This window comes from Salinivibrio sp. VYel1, assembly GCF_009377945.1.
GTDB classification, from domain to species: Bacteria; Pseudomonadota; Gammaproteobacteria; order Enterobacterales; family Vibrionaceae; genus Salinivibrio; species Salinivibrio siamensis.
Map to the genome: position 1 here is coordinate 413,919 of NZ_RSAM01000001.1, position 19,511 is coordinate 433,429.

The window sequence follows — 19,511 nt, forward strand, 5'->3', positions numbered from 1 at the left end:
CTTCTTTTTAATTTGGCTCCCCCAACTGGACTCAACGGGGGCGCCCAGCCCAGTGACATATTCCGCGCAGCGGAACAGTTAAAAAAATTTGAGAGCCTTGATTGAAACGACTCTCCGCACGACAGACTAGATTCCAAGGTTATTCAAATTCGCGAGAACACTTTGGGAATTCGAACAAAAAAGCGCCAGCCTTTCGGCTAGCGCTTCTTTTCAATTTGGCTCCCCCAACTGGACTCGAACCAGTGACATACGGATTAACAGTCCGCCGTTCTACCAACTGAACTATGGGGGAATCGTCTTTTGCGACAACGAGCGAGATGATAGGCAATCCATTATCTCGGTGCAACCCTTTTTTCAATAAATCCCCACACACTCGGCTCGAATGGCTAAAAAGGCAACAAATCAGACGATTAAACTATCGTCTTTGCACTGACGTAGGTAAAAGTGCAAATATACAACCCAGTAGCTGACTTCGAGGACCCAGAGACATTGGATAAAGACGCACTCCCACTGTTTATTGCCGGCCCCATGCTAAGACGTACCACACAGCATGAAGTGACCTTATGGTCAGTGCTAACACAAAAGCCCGATGATGGTACCGTGTCCGTTTATCAGCACCACCAGATATTAGCATCCATGCCATTGTCAGCCGGGCATTGGTTTCGTATTGGCGAGCGCGCGTGGGTCGTGCTTCATCATCTCCGGTCAGCCCATGGGTTTCCCGTCGATAGCCCATTGTCATACGACATACAGATCAACCACAGTGGAATGGCAGACATCCAACCGGAGATCTTGTATGACAACGAGCAAGCTCCCTCTTTTTGTATTCCCTCAAAAGCCACCCACATCGCGCATGGCTCATGCCGACACCCACACCACCACTGCGATGATGCCCTCGTCACTCTCGACCAACACTTGGCCACGACCCCCATGACACACTGGCCTAATATGTTGATTATGAGTGGGGATCAAATCTACGCAGATGACGTCGCCACGCCGATGCTGCAGCGTATTCGCCGGTTAATTGCCGTATTAGGTCTTAAAAATGAGTTTTTCGAGGCCGCGCCCATTGTCGACTGCCGTGCCTTGGATACACACCCTGACAGCTATGTTCAACGCGGCAAGCTCCTCCCTAGCCAGCGCGCGGAAAAGGGCGGCCGTTTAGAGAGACTGTTTGGTCAACCACTGCCTATTTTTACATCCAAAACCGTCTCCAATCACTTGATAAGCTTTGCAGAACACGTCGCCATGTATTTGCTGGTTTGGGCGCCCGTTTCTTGGGCGCTAACAGACGGACCTCATCTTCATCCCCCCAGTCAGCTGACCGACAGTCAACGCGAGCGCTATCAACAAGAAACACTCGCACTCAATGTGTTTCGTTCCGGTTTAATCGGCGTGCAGCGACTATTCGCACACCTATCAACCTATATGATCTTTGATGACCATGACATCACGGATGATTGGAATATCACCGTCGGTTGGGAGCACGCCGCGTATCTCAATCCCTTTTCTCGTCGTATTATCGGCAATGGTCTGATGGCTTACTGGTTGTGCCAAGGTTGGGGCAATGCGCCCGATAACTTTAGCCAAGACTTTATCACTACCGCCCGCCAAAGCGCCTATCAGCCCATGAGTGTTTGCGATCTGGACACACAAACAGAGACGCATCAAGCCATGGTGGAGCAATGTCTACGCTTTGAACACTGGCATTACACGGTGCCAACGACGCCACATCTCGTTGTGTTAGATACACGCACTCGTCGCTGGCGATCCGAGTCACGAATGAATAAACCGTCGGGCCTGATGGACTGGGAAGCGCTGATGGATTTTCAACATGATCTGTTAAGGCATGATAGCGCGGTGATCGTCTCTGCCGCCCCCATGTTCGGTATTAAGTTTATTGAAGTATTGCAACGAGTCGCGACCTGGCTGGGCGCGCCAACTGTTGTCGATGCGGAAAACTGGATGGCACACCCAGGGAGTGCCAATACGCTACTCAGTATTTTTCGCCATCAACGGACACCCACCAATTATGTGATTTTATCTGGGGATGTGCATTACTCGTTTGCTTATGATATCCGAATCCGATTTCGCGCCCATAGTCCGCGATTGTGGCAAATAACTGCCAGTGGTTTCAAAAACCGCTTCCCCGAGCCACTGCTCAGCTTTTGCGAGTGGTGCGATCGCGTTTTATTCAGCCCACTGTCTCCACTGAATTGGCTCACGAAACGTAAGCGTATGCGCATTGACCGGCGCGACCCTGATACGCCAGGCCCGAAGCGTCTCGTCAATGCCAGCGCCGTGGGATTGGTCACCCTGAATGAAGATGGCTCTCCACGCACCATTAGCCTTCTGAAGACCGATGGTCAACGCGTCTCTTTTCCGGAAAAGACAAACACATAGACAGCTCGCCTGCTACATCACCGTGATTATCATCGATGAAGTTTGGATAATCGCGGTAAGCAGGCCTAACCTTATTAAAGGTAGGCCGATAATAGGAGGCTTTATGCAAGGAGAAAACCACGCACTCGTTTTTGATTTCCCAGAGCACCGCGATCGTATCCATCACCTGAAACAATATGATCCAGCGTTTCAGCTCGATGCACAACGCTACCATCAACTCGATCATCATATTCGTGGTTTAGAGATGAACCAAATCCCTACCAGCGACGATGTTTTTACCGCCATGAAACGACAGCGCGCGCACCTCAAAGACCGTCTATACCAAAAACTACGCACGCACTAACAGGAGCTGACAATGCATATGTTGCATCGACTCTGCCTGTTGGTTCTTTGCCTAGGCATTGTAGGGGCGACCCACGCGAAAACCATCAACACGGAGGCGGTGAACCTTCGTGTTGAAACACTGAAGTCCGGTTTTTCTCACCCATGGGGGATCACTGAACTTCCGGATGGTGATCTGCTCATCACTGAGCGAAACGGTAACCTGAAGCGCTTAACCCCCAATGGCTTGGTCGTCTCCATTTTAGGTACCCCGAAAAACGTGTTTCAAGAGGGGCAAGGGGGGCTATTAGATATTGCTTTGGCGCCTGATTTTGCGACCAATCAGCGTTTATACCTCTCTTATGCCGCCGTCGACGAGCAAGGGCAGGCAGGTACTGAGGTAATGGTGGCCACACTGTCTAAGGATGTACTGATTGACAGTCGCGTTATCTTTAAAGCCCTTCCCAAGCGCGGTGGCGGGCGCCATTTTGGCAGTCGTTTATTAGTCACGCCTGAGTATTTGTATATTACCCTCGGTGACCGAGGACACCGTGATCGCGCTCAATTCGCTGATGATCATCTTGGCACTCTTGTGCGCCTTCATCATGACGGCACCGTGCCCGAGTCAAACCCTTTTGTCCAAACACCGAGTAAGCAATCGGAGGTCTTTAGCTTCGGGCACCGGAATATCCAAGGTATCGCGTTAGATAACAACGGCACCCGTATTTGGGCACATGAGCACGGCCCCCAAGGTGGCGATGAACTCAACGTAATCCTCGCCGGTGAAAACTATGGCTGGCCAACCATTACACATGGCGTTAACTATGGGCTAGGCACACAGATCGGAGAAGGCACATCCAAACCTGGCATGCGCCAACCTGTCTATTACTGGGAACCCTCTATTGCACCATCAGGCATGACGATGGTGAACAGCCAGCAGTTTCCGATGTGGCAGGGGGATTTACTGCTCGGGTCGTTAAAGTTTGGCTTGCTAGTAAGGCTAGAGCTGGAGAACGGCCAAGTCAGGCATGAAGAGCGAATGTTAGAGGGTCAGTTTGGCCGCATTCGCGATGTGATACAAGCACGTGATGGCAGTTTACTCATCCTCACCGATAGAAGAAACGGCAGTGTACTGCGTGTCACACCATTACCTCAGTCTTAGATAGAAAGGCTGGAGGTCAGCTCGCCATCATTGTGAGGTATCGACAGACGATATTGCTCACCATCGTAGTCTAAATTGGTGACTAACCACGCGCTTCGTGACTTAGAACGGTCGTCGAATTTAAGCCCACAATGATAACGCTCACCTTTAAGACGGTGACTCAATATCACGCCGCTCATTGTCAACGCTTGGCTGGCAGGGATACCTGTCAAGCTAAGCGCTGCACTTTTCTCCTCATCAATCTGCAAGCCAATCGCACGGTAAGAAAACAAGCACCCGCCCACAGAGAGATCGTGTATCGTCACGGGCACGCTGGCTTTACCGTCTATATTTAACGCTGCAGAGAGCTCGACATTGAAACGCTTGTCTTGGCGCAAAGGCGTGGCGTTCGCACCGTCACGAACAAGCTCGACACATAAAAGGGTATGGTGAGCTTCCATCAAGCCTTGTACTTTTCCACCAAATCGAATCAGCGATCCATCGGCAGAAACACCATGAAGACGTAAACTATAACCCGCCCCAAAGTACTGCTTTTTCTGTTGGCTCGACAGTTTAGGTAGTTGCAGATAACAAAAACGTTGTCCATCACTGCCAATCAACAACCCATTAAATCGGAACAAAGCTTTAGTAGGCGTCTGAATGTGAACACGCACCAAGGTTGCCACCCCCAACTTAAGTACCGCGTGAGTGACAGCTAAAGCGATGGCTTCTTGGTTTTTTTCTATCGCATTAAGTTGCTCTTTTCTTGGCATAATGGCGTTCGTTGTCGTCCGCTAATAAGGATTTCAGTATTTTTATTAAGATCGGTTGCGTTGAGTATAGATCGCCCTATTCGCCCATGTTACTTTTTCGATACATAAAGCACTCATCTATCAAGGACACATCATGAAAGGGACGCTAAAGCGGCTACTGATAGGCTCAATACTGGCCTACTCCCCCCTTGCCCAAGCCAGCGATGACGCGGCATGTGGCAAGGTCTCTATCGCGGATATGAATTGGAACTCAGCCACACTCATGGCACATGTTGATCAATTTATCTTAGCCCATGGGTATGGGTGTGATGCTTCTCTTGTCCCAGGCGACACCATGCCTACTGGCGTCTCAATGACAGAAAAAGGCGAGCCTGATATTGCCCCAGAGTTTTGGACAAACTCACACAAAGCAATGTTGGATAAAGGCGTGCAAGAGGGACGGTTAAGGTATGCAGGCGATGCATTCTCACAAGGTGGCAACGAAGGCTTTTGGGTACCCAAATACATGGTCGATCAACACCCCGAGTTAGCGACCATTGAAGGTATCAAAGCGCATCCAGAGCTGTTCCCTCACCCTGAAGACCCTGACAAAGCCGCATTTATGGGCTGCCCGGCGGGGTGGACATGTCAAATCTCAGCCCAGCACATTTTTAACGCCCTTGAATTGGACAAAGCCGGCTTTGAAATTGTCGACCCAGGCTCTGCGGCAGGCTTAGCCGGTACCATCGCACGAGCCAATGAGCGAAAAAAACCTTGGTTTGGTTATTATTGGGCGCCGACCCCTGTGATGGGAAAGTATGAAATGGTTAAAGTCGATTTGGGTGCCGATGTCAATTTAGCGCACTACAAACAATGTATCACCCAAGCGGACTGCCGTTCCCCCCAGGTCACCGCATTTCCCACCTCTCCCGTGCATTCGCTAACCACAGCATCCTTTGCCAAACAAGCGCCCGCGGCATTTAACTATATCAGCCGCCGTGAATACGATAACCAAGTAATGAGTGACATGCTGGCTTGGATGGACACCTACCAGGCAGACGGTGAAATAGCCGCAGACGAGTTTCTTCGCCGCTACCCTGCCGTTTGGCATCAATGGGTTGATGCACAAACCGCGCAACGTGTCGAAGACGCGCTGCGATAATGGTAGCGCATACACGGTGGGAAACGTAAACAGACATGACTTGCCGAGCGTCAAACATGACCTCGGCAAGCATAAAAGTGTGTTACTCGATCACGCCAAGCTCACGGAGGCGTTCCATCAAATAGCTGTTAGCCGTATGGCGCTCAGACAGTACAACATCTGGCTTAGGGTGCAAAAATAGCGGCAGCGAGATACGCGCTTTGGTTTTATCCGCACCTTCCGGGTTCACGACACGGTGAGTGGTAGAAGGGAAATAACCGCCGGATGCTTCTTGAAGCATATCACCAATATTGACGATTAAATTACCAAAATCACAAGGTACATCTAACCAGCTCCCATCTTTCGCTTTCACTTGCAAGCCAGGCTCATTGGCAGCAGGCAATATTGTCAGCAAATTAATATCTTCATGAGCAGCCGCTCGAATCGCCCCAAGCTCTTCATCACCCTTTAACGGCGGGTAGTGTAAGACACGCAATAAGGTCTGTTGGCTACCATTAATCATGCTAGAAAGTGGTTGCGAGAAGTGTTGACTTATATCTGATGGTGATTGGCGCTCAACCCACGAGAGCAAGGTTTCCGCTAAATGCGTGGCATGCTCGTAATAAGACTGTAAATTGCCTCTCAAGGCGTCTGGACACTGTCCCCACGGGTAATAATGAAAGAACTCTTTCAGATCACGCTTGGTATGGCCTTTCGCGGTCTCTGCGACTTTTGAGGGAAAAAAGCCGTCTTGCGTGTCGGGCTTATAGGTAAAGCGGTGCTTGTCTTCGGTATTAAAAAAACCTTCCCATTGCTGATAGATATCGGCGACCCATTGTTGCTGTAATGGGTGATTTTTTAATACACCAAAACCTGTTTCACGTAGGGATTTAACAAACGCCTGCTCTGCATCAGGCGCAGTAAAGTCAATGGCTTGCAGTGTCATAATACTCTCGTAATCGTTTGCTTTTTATCATGAGGTAAGTGAAACAATAGTTTAACAGGCAGGTTAACGGGTACAATGCCATCCTGTTTTTAGAGAGAAACGCTTTGTTTCTATAAGGGGACAATCTAACCTCAAGATAGGCAAACGTGTATCACGTGTTACACTCTATGCCGTTGTCAACGCATGGAGGTTATATGGGCGTTATTCGTTGGATCCTAGGTAAAATTATTCTGGTTGTTGAGTCATTGACCCAACCCAAATCCCCTCAATTAAACGCAGCACAAAAGCAAGCGATGGACACATTGGCACAGCAGGTCACTCTATATCAATTCGCGGCCTGCCCCTTTTGTGTAAAAGTGCGCCAGGCAAGCCGAAAACTCGGCTTACCGCTTCAGACCAAAGACGCGAAGCGCAACATGGATGCCAGAAAAGAGCTTGAACAAGGGGGAGGGCGAATCAAAGTACCCTGTTTGCGTATCCAACAGGCAAACGGTGAGGCGCGCTGGATGTACGAATCGGATGATATTATTGCCTACTTAAACAAACAGGCCACACCAATTATCGAAAAATAATTAGACACCCGCCAAGCTAGCGTCTATGTTTTTAGTGACAAGACTCCTTCGCTTGCCCCTTGTCGCCCGACCGGCTTATGCCTTTTATCGGGCTTTGCTAAACTGCCCTAGCCCTATGCGTGGGCAGTTTTCTTTTTCAATTCAACAATAAATCTCGTGACTGTGTCTGATCGATTTGCACGATCCACCCGCCGTTACTACGGGAGAAATGGACCCTTTCCCATTTTCCTTCGGAGCGTATATCATGGCGGTCACCGCTCTGTCTTGAGTTAGGTTCAATCACAAACTAGCTTTAAAAAGATGGAGATAATAAGGAGTGTGACATGACAACGTACGATCCCAGATATACTATCCGCAAAAGCCGTTATACCGACCAACTCATTTTGCTGGCGCTGTTGTGTCTCATGCTGGTCAGTCATGCTGTCGAAGCAAGACCGATTTTGACCATTTATGGTGATGTCGCCAAGCAATCCTTTACTCGTGAGGAGCTGATGCAGCTGGCTGACCGCACAATTGAAACGGAAACCCCTTGGACGGAAGGTCAGCAGGTTTTTCTCGGTGTGTCAGCACAAAAACTGCTGAAAACGTATGACAAACAAGGCCATGCATTGAAAGTTCACGCCCTCAATGATTATTGGTCAACAATACCGAGTGACGAGATTAATAAGTACAACCCTGTTTTCGCCATTAAGAAAAATGGCGAATGGATGCCGATTCGCGACAAAGGGCCGATTTGGGTTATCTACCCATTATCCGAATTTAATCAGTACGATAATGAGATTTTGCACAGTCGTATGGTATGGCAAGTTAACCATATCGAAATATTAGAAGAAGAATAACAACAGCCCTATTAGCTCAACCACGGTTTTTGCCTACTCCACGAGCTTCCCGACTCAACCACAAGCAGCTGGGCAAAACACAGCAGTAAAGGAATATATTGGTATGGTAAAGCGCCCTCTTATCGGTTTCATCATTTTTGCATTTACCACGTTAGCCTTCGCGGCCTCAGCGCTTTACCAGTTTCATAATGCCTACGCACGACAGGCACTGCATACCCAATTGTCAGCATGGGCTTTAGCACAAATGGAACTCGAAACCTTAGAGTTTCGTAATGAGCTCGCTTTGTACCTCGCCACGGCCTCAGACAAACAATCTCTTGTCCTCTCTTATGATATCCTATGGAGCCGTTATGATACGTTTTTAAGCAGCCAAGAGGCTGCGCCCATGCGCCAAGCATTTGATGCTAAGCCCGTGGTACAACGTGCTTTTCGTTTAATTCAGCAACATGAGCAAGCGGTATTGAACGGTGACCGACAGCGACTTTCTGGCCTTCTTCATGAAATGGATATTGTGCTTCCTCAGGTACGAAATCTGATGGTCAATAATTTTACCGGGCCGGCAGCTATCGAACAGCGTGAATTTTTACAAGACCAAATAAAAACCATGTACGCGGCCATCATTATACTGATGTCGTTATTGATTTTTTTCGCCTTTCGCCTCTATCGCAATAGTAGCAAACAGCAAAAAATGGCATGGCACGATAGTCTCACTGGCCTACCCAATCGCAATTACCTTTTGGAGTATCTCTACAAAGCAGCACATAAAAAACAAATACATACCTTATTGCTGATCGATGTTCGTCGTTTTAAAGACATCAATGACCTGATGGGATACGAACAAGGCGATGTCGCGCTAACACAGTTGGCCAATGAATTAAAAAGCATGTGTTTGCCTTACGGTTATCCTTGCGCGCGGATCAGCAGTAATGAGTTTGCGGTTCTCGCATACACCGACAATCGTCAGCTGAGCTTCTTTACTCAGCCTTTGTGCAACGCGCTGCGAAGCGCGATCGACAGTGTCTACCCAGGTCATCGATTAGCGGTGGCTATTGGCGTCGCAAAGAGCCTCGATTTGGATGACAACGTCATCAGAAATCATCGTCAGTTTGCCAATCAACTGTTAAACAACGCAGACCTTGCACTGATGAGAGCCAAACAAGCGCCTGTGACGCAAGACAGTGTTGATATTTTTAAAGCGGAGTACGAGCAAGAAGCGAAGCAACGTCGTCAATTACGCGATGAGCTCAAAGCTCACCTTGACGATCCTTATCAAGAGACACTCTATGTTTTGTTCCAACCCATGGTGGCAGCGACGTCAACACGCCTTGGCTGTGAGTGTCTGATTCGCTGGGACCATGCTGAGTTTGGCCCCATAAATCCAGCGGTCATCATCAATATCGCCGAGGAATCTGGTCTGGGTCGGGCACTCGGTGCTTGGCTTTTGCGTCAAGTTTATCTGGCATTAAACACCGAATGGCAAACCATTAATGACCATATTGATATTGCGATTAACCTTTCTGACTCGTTTTTCAACGAGTCCTTGATTGCCGATGTGATCACTGTATTTGCTGATCACCCAGAACAACGTAAACAACTGATTTTTGAGATCACAGAGACGATGACCATCGACGATATTGGTCGCTTCAATCTGCTGATGAATCAACTGCGCGACGTCGGTATTCGGATAGCGCTGGATGATTTCGGCACGGGTTGGTCATCCATGTCGGTACTCAGCCACCTGAGTTTTGATAAAGTCAAAATTGATCGCTCATTTGTCACCGGCATGGCCAATACACCGCGCCAGCATGTGTTAGTCGACACCATTTGTCATATGGCCCATCAGCTCGGTATTTGTGTGGTAGCCGAAGGCGTCGAAACACAAGAACAACTCACCAGCCTAAAACAGATGGGCGTTGACGAATTCCAAGGCTACTTCTTCGCCAAGCCGCTATCCGCACTCGACTTTTATGCTTTCTGCATCGATCACTTAAATCATAAAGACAAGTTATTGATGAGTGATTAATCAAACACTTCTTCTATATCGACCACTTTTGAGCGGTTAACCGTAATTTTCCAACGCTGATACACCGTCGGCTGCCCTTTTAACCGCTGACAACTAATAAGGTTAAACTGATGCCGCTTTTCAACCGAATCTTTGAGTACTTGGCCTTCATTAAGCCGATATAAGCGCTGACTACCACGGTCCATAAGGCGAGAAAAAGAGCGGAAATCAAATTTCCACACGTCACGAGTGGTGTCATAACCCGACAAAAAACGGGTTGTCTCTAACTGTGTTTTCACTTTAAGACGCACTACCGCCTCTTCCCGTTGACGCAGTTTGCCACGACGCAATTTCTTCACTTCATCGGGTAGGGCAGCAAAATCCATATAATCTAGCCACTCTAACTGCCGACCTATTTGTCGATTGGATGTGGGGTCAATAAAACGTTTTCGCCACTTGGGACGTCCTTTACGAATCCAGCGCCACAACGCGTCACGTAAATCATCTTTAAAGATCTCTCGCAATGCATACACACCCGCCATGGCCAACACGAACGATAGGGTGATTTCGCCTAAATATTGACGTGCACGGACAATAACAGTGGTGACAAACAACATCACAAACGCCGTCGCGGACGCTTTAGCCAGTTTGTTAAGGTTTTTACCTAGCGCCTGCGGCACTTGGCGAATCGTCACGGGAAACTCAATCAAGCGGCGCGCCAAGCGCATCTTATTGACCATACGAGTGGGATCGCGCCGTGCTTTATCCGAGTTATAACGGTTAACGAGGCGGTGTGCCTCTTCAGCTTGGCACAATTCAATCAATTGCTGGCGTACCCCCTTGTAGACGTTTCCACGCGGCATATGGGCTAATAACGACAGAAAACGTTGCTCCGTCAACCAAGATAAATAGTTGTCTATATTATGGTAATACTTGAGTAGCTTGGTATTTTGCGGTTTGTAGCGCCGGAGTCGCCGTAAAATCTCCACCGCCATCTCTATCGTATCTTCTAACTGCTCTAACGCTTGTTCATCCTCTAGCCCAGAAACGGATTCAAAAAAATCGTGCGTCGCTTTTTCAAGCGATAAGGCATACTGGTACGCATAGAGACTCAAGCTCACTCGATATTGTTCGGTTGGCAGTTTGTCACGACTGGCTAGGCGAGCATGTACCAAGGGCAGATGATAACGAGACGTAAAATACGTTCGACTATTGGCGAGGACACGGTAGTAAAACTCATCTTCAGAAAGCACATGCTTACCAAACTTAAGCTCACCAGGGACGAAGAGATAAAACTCGACCTCTTGGGCACTGACTTCCTCGTTGAGCACAGCCACCCTGACTGATAAGCCCTCATGTTTGTCTACTGTGATCACGACTGCTCTCCTGTGAACGCCAATAAATTTGCTACCAAGCCGATCCCCCATAATACGCGTACGACCAAGGTGTTACGAGTATCGCACATTTACCGCAACACAAGTGAAAAACCGCCATATCGCGTCAATCAAGCTGGTTGTTTTTTGCTCAATCGATCGTCTTGGGGTTGCTCTCCACGACTCGCGCGTACTGCCGCCATTGCCTACAAAGAAATTAACGGGGTTATCCACAGGTACAGTAGATAACTTTACAATCCAAGCGCTAAATATAGTTCAGAGCGCACCATATCTAGTATGCATATGACAGCATCCTGTTCCATAGACGACGCTAGCCTCGAAGTCGCTTAGGCCAGTCGAGAAAGCAAAGCTGTGCATGCGTATTCGCGATCTCTGTCCAGTGCTCGACGGGATACTGCACCACCGCCACACCTGAGGTCGGCAAGTTATCCTTAGTCATTCCCACGCCATGCAAATAATTGTTTAGTGCGGGGTTGTGGCCAATAATCATCGCCACATCATGCTCTAACTCGAGTGCTTGGATGGTATGAATGATTGCCGATGCATGCTCACTGTATAACGTTTCCTCTAAAACAATGGGCGGCTTATCGGTCAGCGTTTGTGCCACCAGCACTGCCGTATCTTTCGCGCGTTGCGCTGTGCTGGTCACAATCGTTTGTGGCTGGTGCAACCAAGCATTCAAGCGCTCCGCCATTTGCGGCGCTTGCCGAAATCCTCTCGGATTGAGCGGACGTTCGTGATCATCGAGGCTCGGATCATCCCAACTCGATTTTGCGTGGCGCATCAAAAATACCGTTTTCATCGTCACCCCCTCAATGTTCAATAAAAAAAGCGAGCCACGGCTCGCTTTTGGTTTTCACTGGTGTCTAGGCGGTTTAACTCGCCACGACTTGGCGCAAACGCTCCTGCACCACATTGACCAAAAGGTCGGGCTGGAATTTAGAGATAAACTGATTACAGCCCACTTTTTCAACCATTGCCTCATTGAAGCTACCGCTTAGTGAGGTGTTCAGTGCAATGTACAAATCACTCATCCGACTATCAGAGCGCACTTCATGCGTCAGTTTATAACCGTCCATCTCCGGCATTTCCGCATCAGTGATCATAAGCAAAATTTCGTCACTCACGTTTTTGCCTTCATCGCACCAACTCTTGAGCAAGTTCAGTGCTTCAGCACCATTTTTCTTGATGATGCACTCAACGCCAAACTGCGACAAGGTTTCACTAACCTGCGCGCGCGCCGTGGATGAGTCATCGACAACCAGTACTCGCTGCCCCGTCATATAAGGGGTCAGTTGCGGGTCGAGGACATCTTCAGAAACGCCAACTTCATACGCAACGATCTCAGCCAGCACTTTTTCCACATCCACAATTTCCACTAAACGCGTTTGACCATCAAAGTCTTGGCGAGTAATGGCCGTTAAGTAATTATTGCGCCCAGAGCTGGAGGGCGGCTCCATGATCTCATCCCAGCCCATGTTTTTGATATTGATCACCTGCCCAACGAGGAAAGCTTGGATAGTGCGGTTATATTCAGTCACGATCACGTTACATTCATCCGACATGCCTATCGAGCCCATGCCGATAGACTGACGTAGGTCAATCACCGGAATAGATTTGCCGCGAATCATGGCAACGCCACGGATGTTCGGATGGGAGCCAGGCATTTGGTTGAGCTTTGGCACTTTAATGACTTCACGTACTTTAAACACGTTGATGGCAAAAGGTTGGGTAGAGCCAAGGTAAAACATTAAAAGCTCGAGGCGGTTTTCACCCACCAATCGTGTCCGCGAATCTACCGAATCTAAAATATTGGTCATAGTCTACTCAACCGTCGTATTACTGCTCATTCGCATTTATCCGGACACGTAAATCCTTGCTAACGTGCCTCAATGTTGGGGCTTTTGTGTCGCATTGCACTGAGACTTTCAAGTACCGAGACAAAAAGCGTGTTCTTTCTTATTTTAGGTAAGATACAGCCACAGGCAACCTCTTTGCAGAAGGTGACGTCTAAATGACTGGCTCACTTAGCCTATATCTTTCGCTATCTTAACAAAAACCGTGGCCTAAAAGCGTGGTATACACCACGTTTAAATGAGACTATCAATAAGTTTCAAATGTGAGACAATAGCAGGCAAAAGTTTTATCTTTTCACCCGTTAGCCCTATCCTTGGGGTAAGAATAGGTGTTTAAAGACAACACTGTTACCCTAAACAGAAGACTGACGATAACACGCAGAGTGATGCTATGAAGAGCAAAGCGAATCAAGCACAAGGCATGTTGATGTTCCGCCTCACCGCCACCCAATCTTTCGCGATTGGCACGTTGAAGGTACGAGAAATCATTCCTTTTCAGCCGCTCACGGATTTGCCGGGATCTCACCCAACGGTGATCGGAACCACTAGCTTCCGTGGCATCGCGACCCCTGTCATTGATATGGCAAAAGCGATTGGCTACAAACCCGTGGCTAAGTCAGAATGGGAGTCTTGCTACATTATCGTGACCGATTGTCAGCGCCGGGTGATGGGCTTTTTGGTCCGTGGAATCGACAAGATCAGCGAGTGCGATTGGCGTTCTATTTCAGAGCCACCGGAAACCTTAGGAACACGCGCGTTTCTTACCGGCGTGATGAACATCGACGACAAGTTGGTGCAACTGCTTGATGTTGAATACATTATGGAGCACATTTTCCCCTCTGATCCTGACAAGCTGCACCCCATCTTAGCCGACGTCGATCGTGAGAAACTCAAACCCATGAATATCCTCTTGGTCGATGACTCATTGACGGCGAGACGGCAATTATCAGAGGCGCTTGATAGTATAAACATCCCCTACTTTGTCACCAATAACGGCCTAGAAGCGCTGCAAATGATGAAAAATGCCGCCTCAGCCGGCAAGCCGTTTGATATTATTGTTAGCGATATCGAAATGCCTGGGATTGATGGCTATGAGCTAGCCTTTGAAATCCGCAGCGACGATAAACTGGCGGAAGCTTACTTGATATTACACACCTCGCTATCAAGTGATATTAGTGTCGACCGTGCCAAACAAGTCGGGGCGCACGAAGCACTGACGAAATTCGATGCCACTGAGCTAGTGCAAGCCATGTTGCGCGGCGCGATGATGAAAACATCCGGTTCATCGGTCAAGCTCGAGGGCAGCCCAACCGACTACTGAGCGTGATTACCACGCTATCGGTGAGCCTTGATATGTGTCATGACACTGTCAATGCTCACCTGTTATCGTTGCCACCATCAATCAGCGAAGAAGGTAGGGTGACGGTTTAGCCAGCTAATGAGGTTGTTGATAAACTGGCCTCACAATGTCTTTTCTTCACCCGCCTGTTTCATTCAAGTGTTTAAAAACTCCCCACTTCAAGCGCAAAAAGACTGGGTTTGCCGCAGCGCTTGTGGTTTAATTTTTTCATACTTCAAAAAATAGAAGGCGACTACTATGACCAGCGTATACGAGATTGTTAAGCACTCACGACAAAAGAACAAACTGAAGCGCGAAATCCAGGACAACGACAAGAAAATCCGTGACAACCAAAAGCGGGTGGTGCTGTTAGAAAACTTGCTCGACTACATCCAGCCAGAGATGTCCTATGAAGAGATCGTGGAGATCATCAAAAACATGAAAGGCGATTACGAAGATCGCGTTGATGATCACATCATCAAAAATGCGGAAATTTCTAAGCAGCGCCGTGAAATCAGCCGCACTATCAAAGAGCTAACTAAACAAAGCAAGGGCGGTAAGTAATCGCTTGGCTTGATTGACCCGAAGAAGCCCGCCAACTGGCGGGTTTCTTTATTGCGCGAGAGGGTTAGTAATAGGCTCACCAAACATCGGTAACGGTCGCTCGTTACTATCGTCGTAGCCAATATTAAATCTAACCCGGTTGATACACACCTTCTCTTTAGTCTGACTAAACACATCAAACAACCTAAATCGCTCACCAAGCTCAGGGTGTGCTTGTTGATAGCGACGAAGGGTATCACCTAATTGACGATAGAATGCAGCCTCGCTTATTCCAAGAGATACAAACCACGGCGAAATAAACCGCAGTGTGGTGACAAAGTGTCCTGTGTATAAGTCATGCACCAGATAGTGTGGCGGTAAGTGTTTGATCGCCGCTCGCACGGCTTTATCCAAGCCATCCAACTCTGGAAACGGTTGATCGACAAAGCGTAAGTCACCATGAAAATCTTTGATCATGCAGCCCACAGGGATATCGCCTTCAAGTACCACGGTAATGTTTTGTCCGTGCGCAACTAACCCAACTCCGTATTGGCACAATAAGTGATAAAGGGGTACCACAACGTGATCAAACAAACGCTGCAACCATTCGCTAGGCGTTAACTTGGTGCGCGTAATCAGCGCTTCGACACAGCTGACCCCATCACCACCCGCTTGCATTAAGGTCGCCATACTCATGGGTCGCTGGTGAGACGGCAACAGGCTTTCGGCACGTTCACGCCAAACGCATCCCAACATTTCGTGATATTTGTAACAGCTGTCAACTTGCGCTTGATAAGGTTGCGGACAGTACACGCCGGCGACTTCCTGCTGCACATGCATACCAAGACGCGATAATAACGCATCCTGACGTACACAGGTTGACAGCCATTTTGACAGCACTGGGCCATGCGCAATAAAACTCCCCGGTACGCCGCGATAGCAGGAGGTATTGAGAATGGTTAACGCTGTTTTTACGTCATACTTGCCTTGTTCATCCGCCCGACTCAAGGTACGAATCGACTGCTGTGGACGCCACTGTTCTGTACTCGCACCCAGGTCAATGATGTCACCTGAAGCGAATAAAGACGCATATTGGCTGTAGATATAACGCTGCATCTGCCACGGATGCACCGCCATTATCAGGTAATCATCCCGTTCATCGACCGCTAAGCGCGTCATGAGTGCATCATAAGCGGCCGGTGATAGGGTCTCAGTGAGTAAAGAGGCCTGATCTAGTCCATCACTAAAACCATAGCGAGCACACGTTCGATGCACGGCGAGATAGTGCAACGCAAATGTGTTGCCATACTCAGGCGCATACTGATGACTATCTTGCTGGCCCCACCCTAATCGCCCTTTATTGGCAAGTGCCTTGGGATGAGCATCCAAGTAAGGCTGGCGATCGGTTTCTGATAACGACACGAGTTTATCGGCTGGCAGACTGCTAAGCATCGCGAGATGCTGTTGTTCCGCCATGAGTGTTTCTTGATACTCCTCGATAAAACCGCCCAGATGCAAAGGCGCCATATCGATAACAGGCTGTAAGTCCATCACCAATGTCATCAACTCCGGATGGTGATTGTCGCCCCGTGACACGCTGCCGCTGTCTACTATCACCATTCCCCAAACATTCATCGTACCCGTAAACCACCACTCTGCATCGGGCAACGCCAACCTAAACCGATGTTCTTCAAGGTGGTCAACGGTAATCGCATTTTCAAAATGAAGCTCACTGATCGCTTTTGCGAGCAGTTTCTGATTGGCCGCTTGCCAATAATTCCCCTGCATTTTTTACGTCCTTTATGCGTTATTTTTCACCAATTTAGGTGAAATGTGGCAATTCGGTTATCAATGTATTGACATTAGGAGTAAATATCAATAATCATAATGATATCCATTATCATTTGATTTTGGAACTAAGGTAGTGACGAAGAAGTACTGCAGGGACGCAGCCTCATCATGCCCTGCAGCGTTGTGACGAATAAGGATAATTATGAACACCAAAAAAGCAGTCGGCTTTTCGCTCTCGCCGCTGGCGTTAGTGATCAGCGCTCATCTCGCCCATGCCGCCCCTTCTGCGGCCAATACCGAAACCATCATTGTAACCGGTAGTAAGATTCAAACGACCATCGCCGATTCCGCCAGCACTAACTGGGTGATCACCAATGAAGAGTTAACCCGTGAAATTCAAGGCGGTGAGTCATTAAAAGGCGCGCTCGGGAAGCTGATCCCAAGCTTTGACTTTGGCAGCACCAACGCACGCACCAACGCCTCACAGAATTTACGTGGCCGCAGCGCGCAAATCATGATTGATGGCGTTGCTCTGAATGCTGCTCGAACCATCAGCCGCCAACTGGATAGTATCGACCCCTTTAATGTTGCGCGTGTTGAGGTACTATCAGGCGCGACTTCCATTTATGGCGCAGGCGCCACCGGCGGTATTATCAATATCATCACCAAGCGCGGTGAAGCGGGCGATGCGCAACTCGAGGTGCAGACTGGCGTCACCACTGGGTTTAACAACAGCGAAGATCTCACCAAGCAAGCCGCGGTCGCGGTCTCCGGCGGCAGTGATAGCTTGCAAGGGCGCTTATCCTTCGCGTATGAAGGTAAAGGTGCAGCCTACGACGGCAATGGCGATCCTATCCTGCCCGATGTGACCCAAACTGATACCCAATTCAATGACAGCATTGATGTGATGGGTAGCCTCGATTATCGCCCTGATGACCAACAGCACCTCTCTCTGACTGCTCAATACTATGACAGTCAGCAAGATACGGATTATGGGATTGATTACGGGCCGGAACTTAGCTCCTCCGGGATACTGTCAGGATTACTAGATGACTCGCTAATTAAACGTTCAGATGGACTCCAACTGGATGAGCAACCCTTTACTGAGCGCATGATGCTAAACGCTCAATATAGTCACGCTAATGTCTTTAACCATGCTTTACTGGCGCAGGCTTATTATCGTAAAGAAACATTTGGATTCTTTCCGTTTCCAATCAAAAAACTTAATTTCAGCCACTTAGGCGCGTCTGAACAAAGTAATCAAGTGATAGGAACTAAGATATTATTGGAAAAGTCGTTAGATAGTTTGACATTAAACTATGGTATCGATCTTAGCCAAGAAAAGTTTGACGCATTTCAGCGGATCTACGAGCAGGCTGCAAGTCTAGAAAGTAACGGACTCACATTTAAGCATCTAGGCAATGTTGGGCGTTACCCTGATTTTACGACCCAAAACGCAGGCATTTTTGCGCAAGCGGATTGGGCCATCAACGATAAGCTGAATGCCTTTGCCGGATTACGCTATCAGTACACCAAATATAAAGGCGATGACTTTATCGGTTTTGCAGAGCAAGCCAAAATACTCGTTGGTGCACTCAACAGCGCGGATACTATCCCCGGTGGCACCACAGCCAAGGATATTTGGCTCGCGAATGCGGGACTCAAGTATGACATGACCGACAACCAACAAGTGTGGGCTAACTTCAGCCAAGGCTTCAATATGCCCGATCCGGGAAAATTTTATGGTCAGGCAGATTATACAAACGGAAATCATGACGGCAACTATGTGAGTGTATCCAATACACCACTGGATGGCGCTAAAACCAACTCCTTTGAACTTGGCTGGCGTACCCAGCAACAAGACTATAATGCGCAGCTTGCAGCGTATTACTCCCTCTCTGATAAAACCTATAAGTACAATGGCGCTGATTTAGAATTAAACAGCAATAAAAAGCGTATTTATGGTTTGGAAGGACAGATTAAATACTACCTTACTGATGCTTGGTATAGCCGCGCACAGGGTCACTTAGTGCAAAGCGAAGTGAAAGACCAAGGTAGTTGGGACGATCTCACTATCGAAAACGCGAGCCCTTCTACCGCGATGGCGGCAGTCGGCTACGATAACTTCGATTGGGGCACCGAGCTCAACCTCCAACACGTTGGCGATCTGTCTGATGAAGATGGAGACCAACTAGAAGGCTATGAACTAGTCGGCCTTAATGGTTACTACACTTTACCAATCGGCCAAATCAACTTTGGTATCCAAAATTTACTCGACGAACAGTATCAAACCATTTGGAGTCAAAAAGCACAAAAGACCTATGGCTCTGGATTAGCCGAACTATTCAACTACGCCGGCGTTGGCCGTACCTTTAGCTTGAGCTACAGCGCCACGTTCTAGTCGTATTACCATTCGCGCCTAGTCCTCGCTGGGCGCCTTTTCTCCCAATGTGTTTCAACCATAGTTGCAC

16 protein-coding genes and 1 tRNA gene are annotated in these 19,511 nt (G+C 48.4%); 10 read left to right on the forward strand and 7 right to left on the reverse strand.

Going from position 1 to position 19,511, the window contains the following annotated elements:
* Window positions 1–216: 216 nt before the first annotated feature.
* Window positions 217–292: transfer RNA gene (locus tag EHW58_RS01825), tRNA-Asn, on the reverse strand.
* A 236-nt stretch (window positions 293–528) separates the two neighbouring features.
* On the opposite strand from EHW58_RS01825, the gene EHW58_RS01830 reads away from it, so the two are divergent.
* From EHW58_RS01830 to EHW58_RS01840, 3 genes are all read left to right on the forward strand, one after another.
* The gene (locus EHW58_RS01830) at window positions 529–2,403 is read left to right on the forward strand and encodes an alkaline phosphatase D family protein (protein WP_152794592.1); all 1,875 of its coding nucleotides are present in this window, start codon (window positions 529–531) and stop codon (window positions 2,401–2,403) included.
* Window positions 2,404–2,506: 103 nt separating this feature from the next.
* The gene (locus EHW58_RS01835; RefSeq protein WP_046075664.1) at window positions 2,507–2,746 is read left to right on the forward strand and encodes a YdcH family protein; all 240 of its coding nucleotides are present in this window, start codon (window positions 2,507–2,509) and stop codon (window positions 2,744–2,746) included.
* 12 nt (window positions 2,747–2,758) lie between these two features.
* Window positions 2,759–3,886 carry a PQQ-dependent sugar dehydrogenase gene (locus tag EHW58_RS01840; RefSeq protein ID WP_152794301.1) on the forward strand — a complete coding sequence of 376 codons (1,128 nt, stop codon included), beginning with the start codon at window positions 2,759–2,761 and terminating at the stop codon, window positions 3,884–3,886.
* On the opposite strand, the gene EHW58_RS01845 is transcribed toward EHW58_RS01840, so the two are convergent.
* A complete protein-coding gene (locus EHW58_RS01845) occupies window positions 3,883–4,638 on the reverse strand; it encodes a PilZ domain-containing protein (RefSeq protein WP_152794303.1) in 756 nt (251 codons plus the stop codon). The two genes, EHW58_RS01840 and EHW58_RS01845, sit on opposite strands and share 4 nt — an antisense overlap.
* Window positions 4,639–4,771: 133 nt before the next feature.
* Here EHW58_RS01845 and EHW58_RS01850 point away from each other — a divergent pair, with 133 nt between their 5' ends.
* Window positions 4,772–5,779 carry an ABC transporter substrate-binding protein gene (locus EHW58_RS01850; protein WP_152794305.1) on the forward strand — a complete coding sequence of 336 codons (1,008 nt, stop codon included), beginning with the start codon at window positions 4,772–4,774 and terminating at the stop codon, window positions 5,777–5,779.
* 82 nt (window positions 5,780–5,861) lie between these two features.
* On the opposite strand, the gene EHW58_RS01855 is transcribed toward EHW58_RS01850, so the two are convergent.
* The gene (locus tag EHW58_RS01855; RefSeq protein ID WP_046075660.1) at window positions 5,862–6,704 is read right to left on the reverse strand and encodes a 2OG-Fe(II) oxygenase family protein; all 843 of its coding nucleotides are present in this window, start codon (window positions 6,702–6,704) and stop codon (window positions 5,862–5,864) included.
* Between the two features lie 194 nt (window positions 6,705–6,898).
* Between EHW58_RS01855 and EHW58_RS01860 the strand changes: the two genes are divergently transcribed.
* The 3 genes from EHW58_RS01860 to EHW58_RS01870 all read left to right on the forward strand — a co-directional run bounded on the left by EHW58_RS01860 (window position 6,899) and on the right by EHW58_RS01870 (window position 10,138).
* Complete coding sequence (locus tag EHW58_RS01860; RefSeq protein WP_046075659.1) at window positions 6,899–7,276, forward strand: glutaredoxin; 378 nt, start codon at window positions 6,899–6,901, stop codon at window positions 7,274–7,276.
* Window positions 7,277–7,599: 323 nt separating this feature from the next.
* Window positions 7,600–8,115: an oxidoreductase gene (locus EHW58_RS01865; RefSeq protein WP_172969910.1), complete on the forward strand. Its 516-nt coding sequence runs from the start codon at window positions 7,600–7,602 to the stop codon at window positions 8,113–8,115.
* Window positions 8,116–8,218: 103 nt separating this feature from the next.
* Entirely contained in the window at window positions 8,219–10,138 is a 1,920-nt protein-coding gene (locus tag EHW58_RS01870) for a bifunctional diguanylate cyclase/phosphodiesterase (RefSeq protein WP_152794307.1), read from the forward strand.
* On the opposite strand, the gene EHW58_RS01875 is transcribed toward EHW58_RS01870, so the two are convergent.
* The 3 genes from EHW58_RS01875 to EHW58_RS01885 form a co-directional block, all read right to left on the reverse strand.
* Complete coding sequence (locus EHW58_RS01875) at window positions 10,135–11,493, reverse strand: hypothetical protein (protein ID WP_046075657.1); 1,359 nt, start codon at window positions 11,491–11,493, stop codon at window positions 10,135–10,137. The two genes, EHW58_RS01870 and EHW58_RS01875, sit on opposite strands and share 4 nt — an antisense overlap.
* Window positions 11,494–11,821: 328 nt before the next feature.
* Window positions 11,822–12,313, reverse strand: coding sequence for a histidine phosphatase family protein (locus tag EHW58_RS01880; protein WP_152794311.1), 492 nt, complete (start codon window positions 12,311–12,313; stop codon window positions 11,822–11,824).
* 73 nt (window positions 12,314–12,386) lie between these two features.
* Entirely contained in the window at window positions 12,387–13,331 is a 945-nt protein-coding gene (locus EHW58_RS01885) for a chemotaxis protein CheV (protein WP_046075655.1), read from the reverse strand.
* A gap of 427 nt (window positions 13,332–13,758) precedes the next feature.
* On the opposite strand from EHW58_RS01885, the gene EHW58_RS01890 reads away from it, so the two are divergent.
* A complete protein-coding gene (locus tag EHW58_RS01890) occupies window positions 13,759–14,688 on the forward strand; it encodes a chemotaxis protein CheV (RefSeq protein WP_046075654.1) in 930 nt (309 codons plus the stop codon).
* Between the two features lie 276 nt (window positions 14,689–14,964).
* Window positions 14,965–15,270: a DUF496 family protein gene (locus EHW58_RS01895; RefSeq protein WP_046075653.1), complete on the forward strand. Its 306-nt coding sequence runs from the start codon at window positions 14,965–14,967 to the stop codon at window positions 15,268–15,270.
* 48 nt (window positions 15,271–15,318) lie between these two features.
* Here the strand turns inward: EHW58_RS01895 and EHW58_RS01900 are convergent, their stop codons facing one another.
* On the reverse strand, window positions 15,319–17,037 hold the full coding sequence (locus tag EHW58_RS01900; protein WP_152794313.1) for an IucA/IucC family siderophore biosynthesis protein: 1,719 nt from the start codon (window positions 17,035–17,037) through the stop codon (window positions 15,319–15,321).
* Window positions 17,038–17,242: 205 nt separating this feature from the next.
* Here EHW58_RS01900 and EHW58_RS01905 point away from each other — a divergent pair, with 205 nt between their 5' ends.
* Window positions 17,243–19,441, forward strand: a complete 2,199-nt coding sequence (locus EHW58_RS01905) for a TonB-dependent receptor (RefSeq protein ID WP_152794315.1) — start codon at window positions 17,243–17,245, stop codon at window positions 19,439–19,441.
* Window positions 19,442–19,511: the final 70 nt, after the last annotated feature.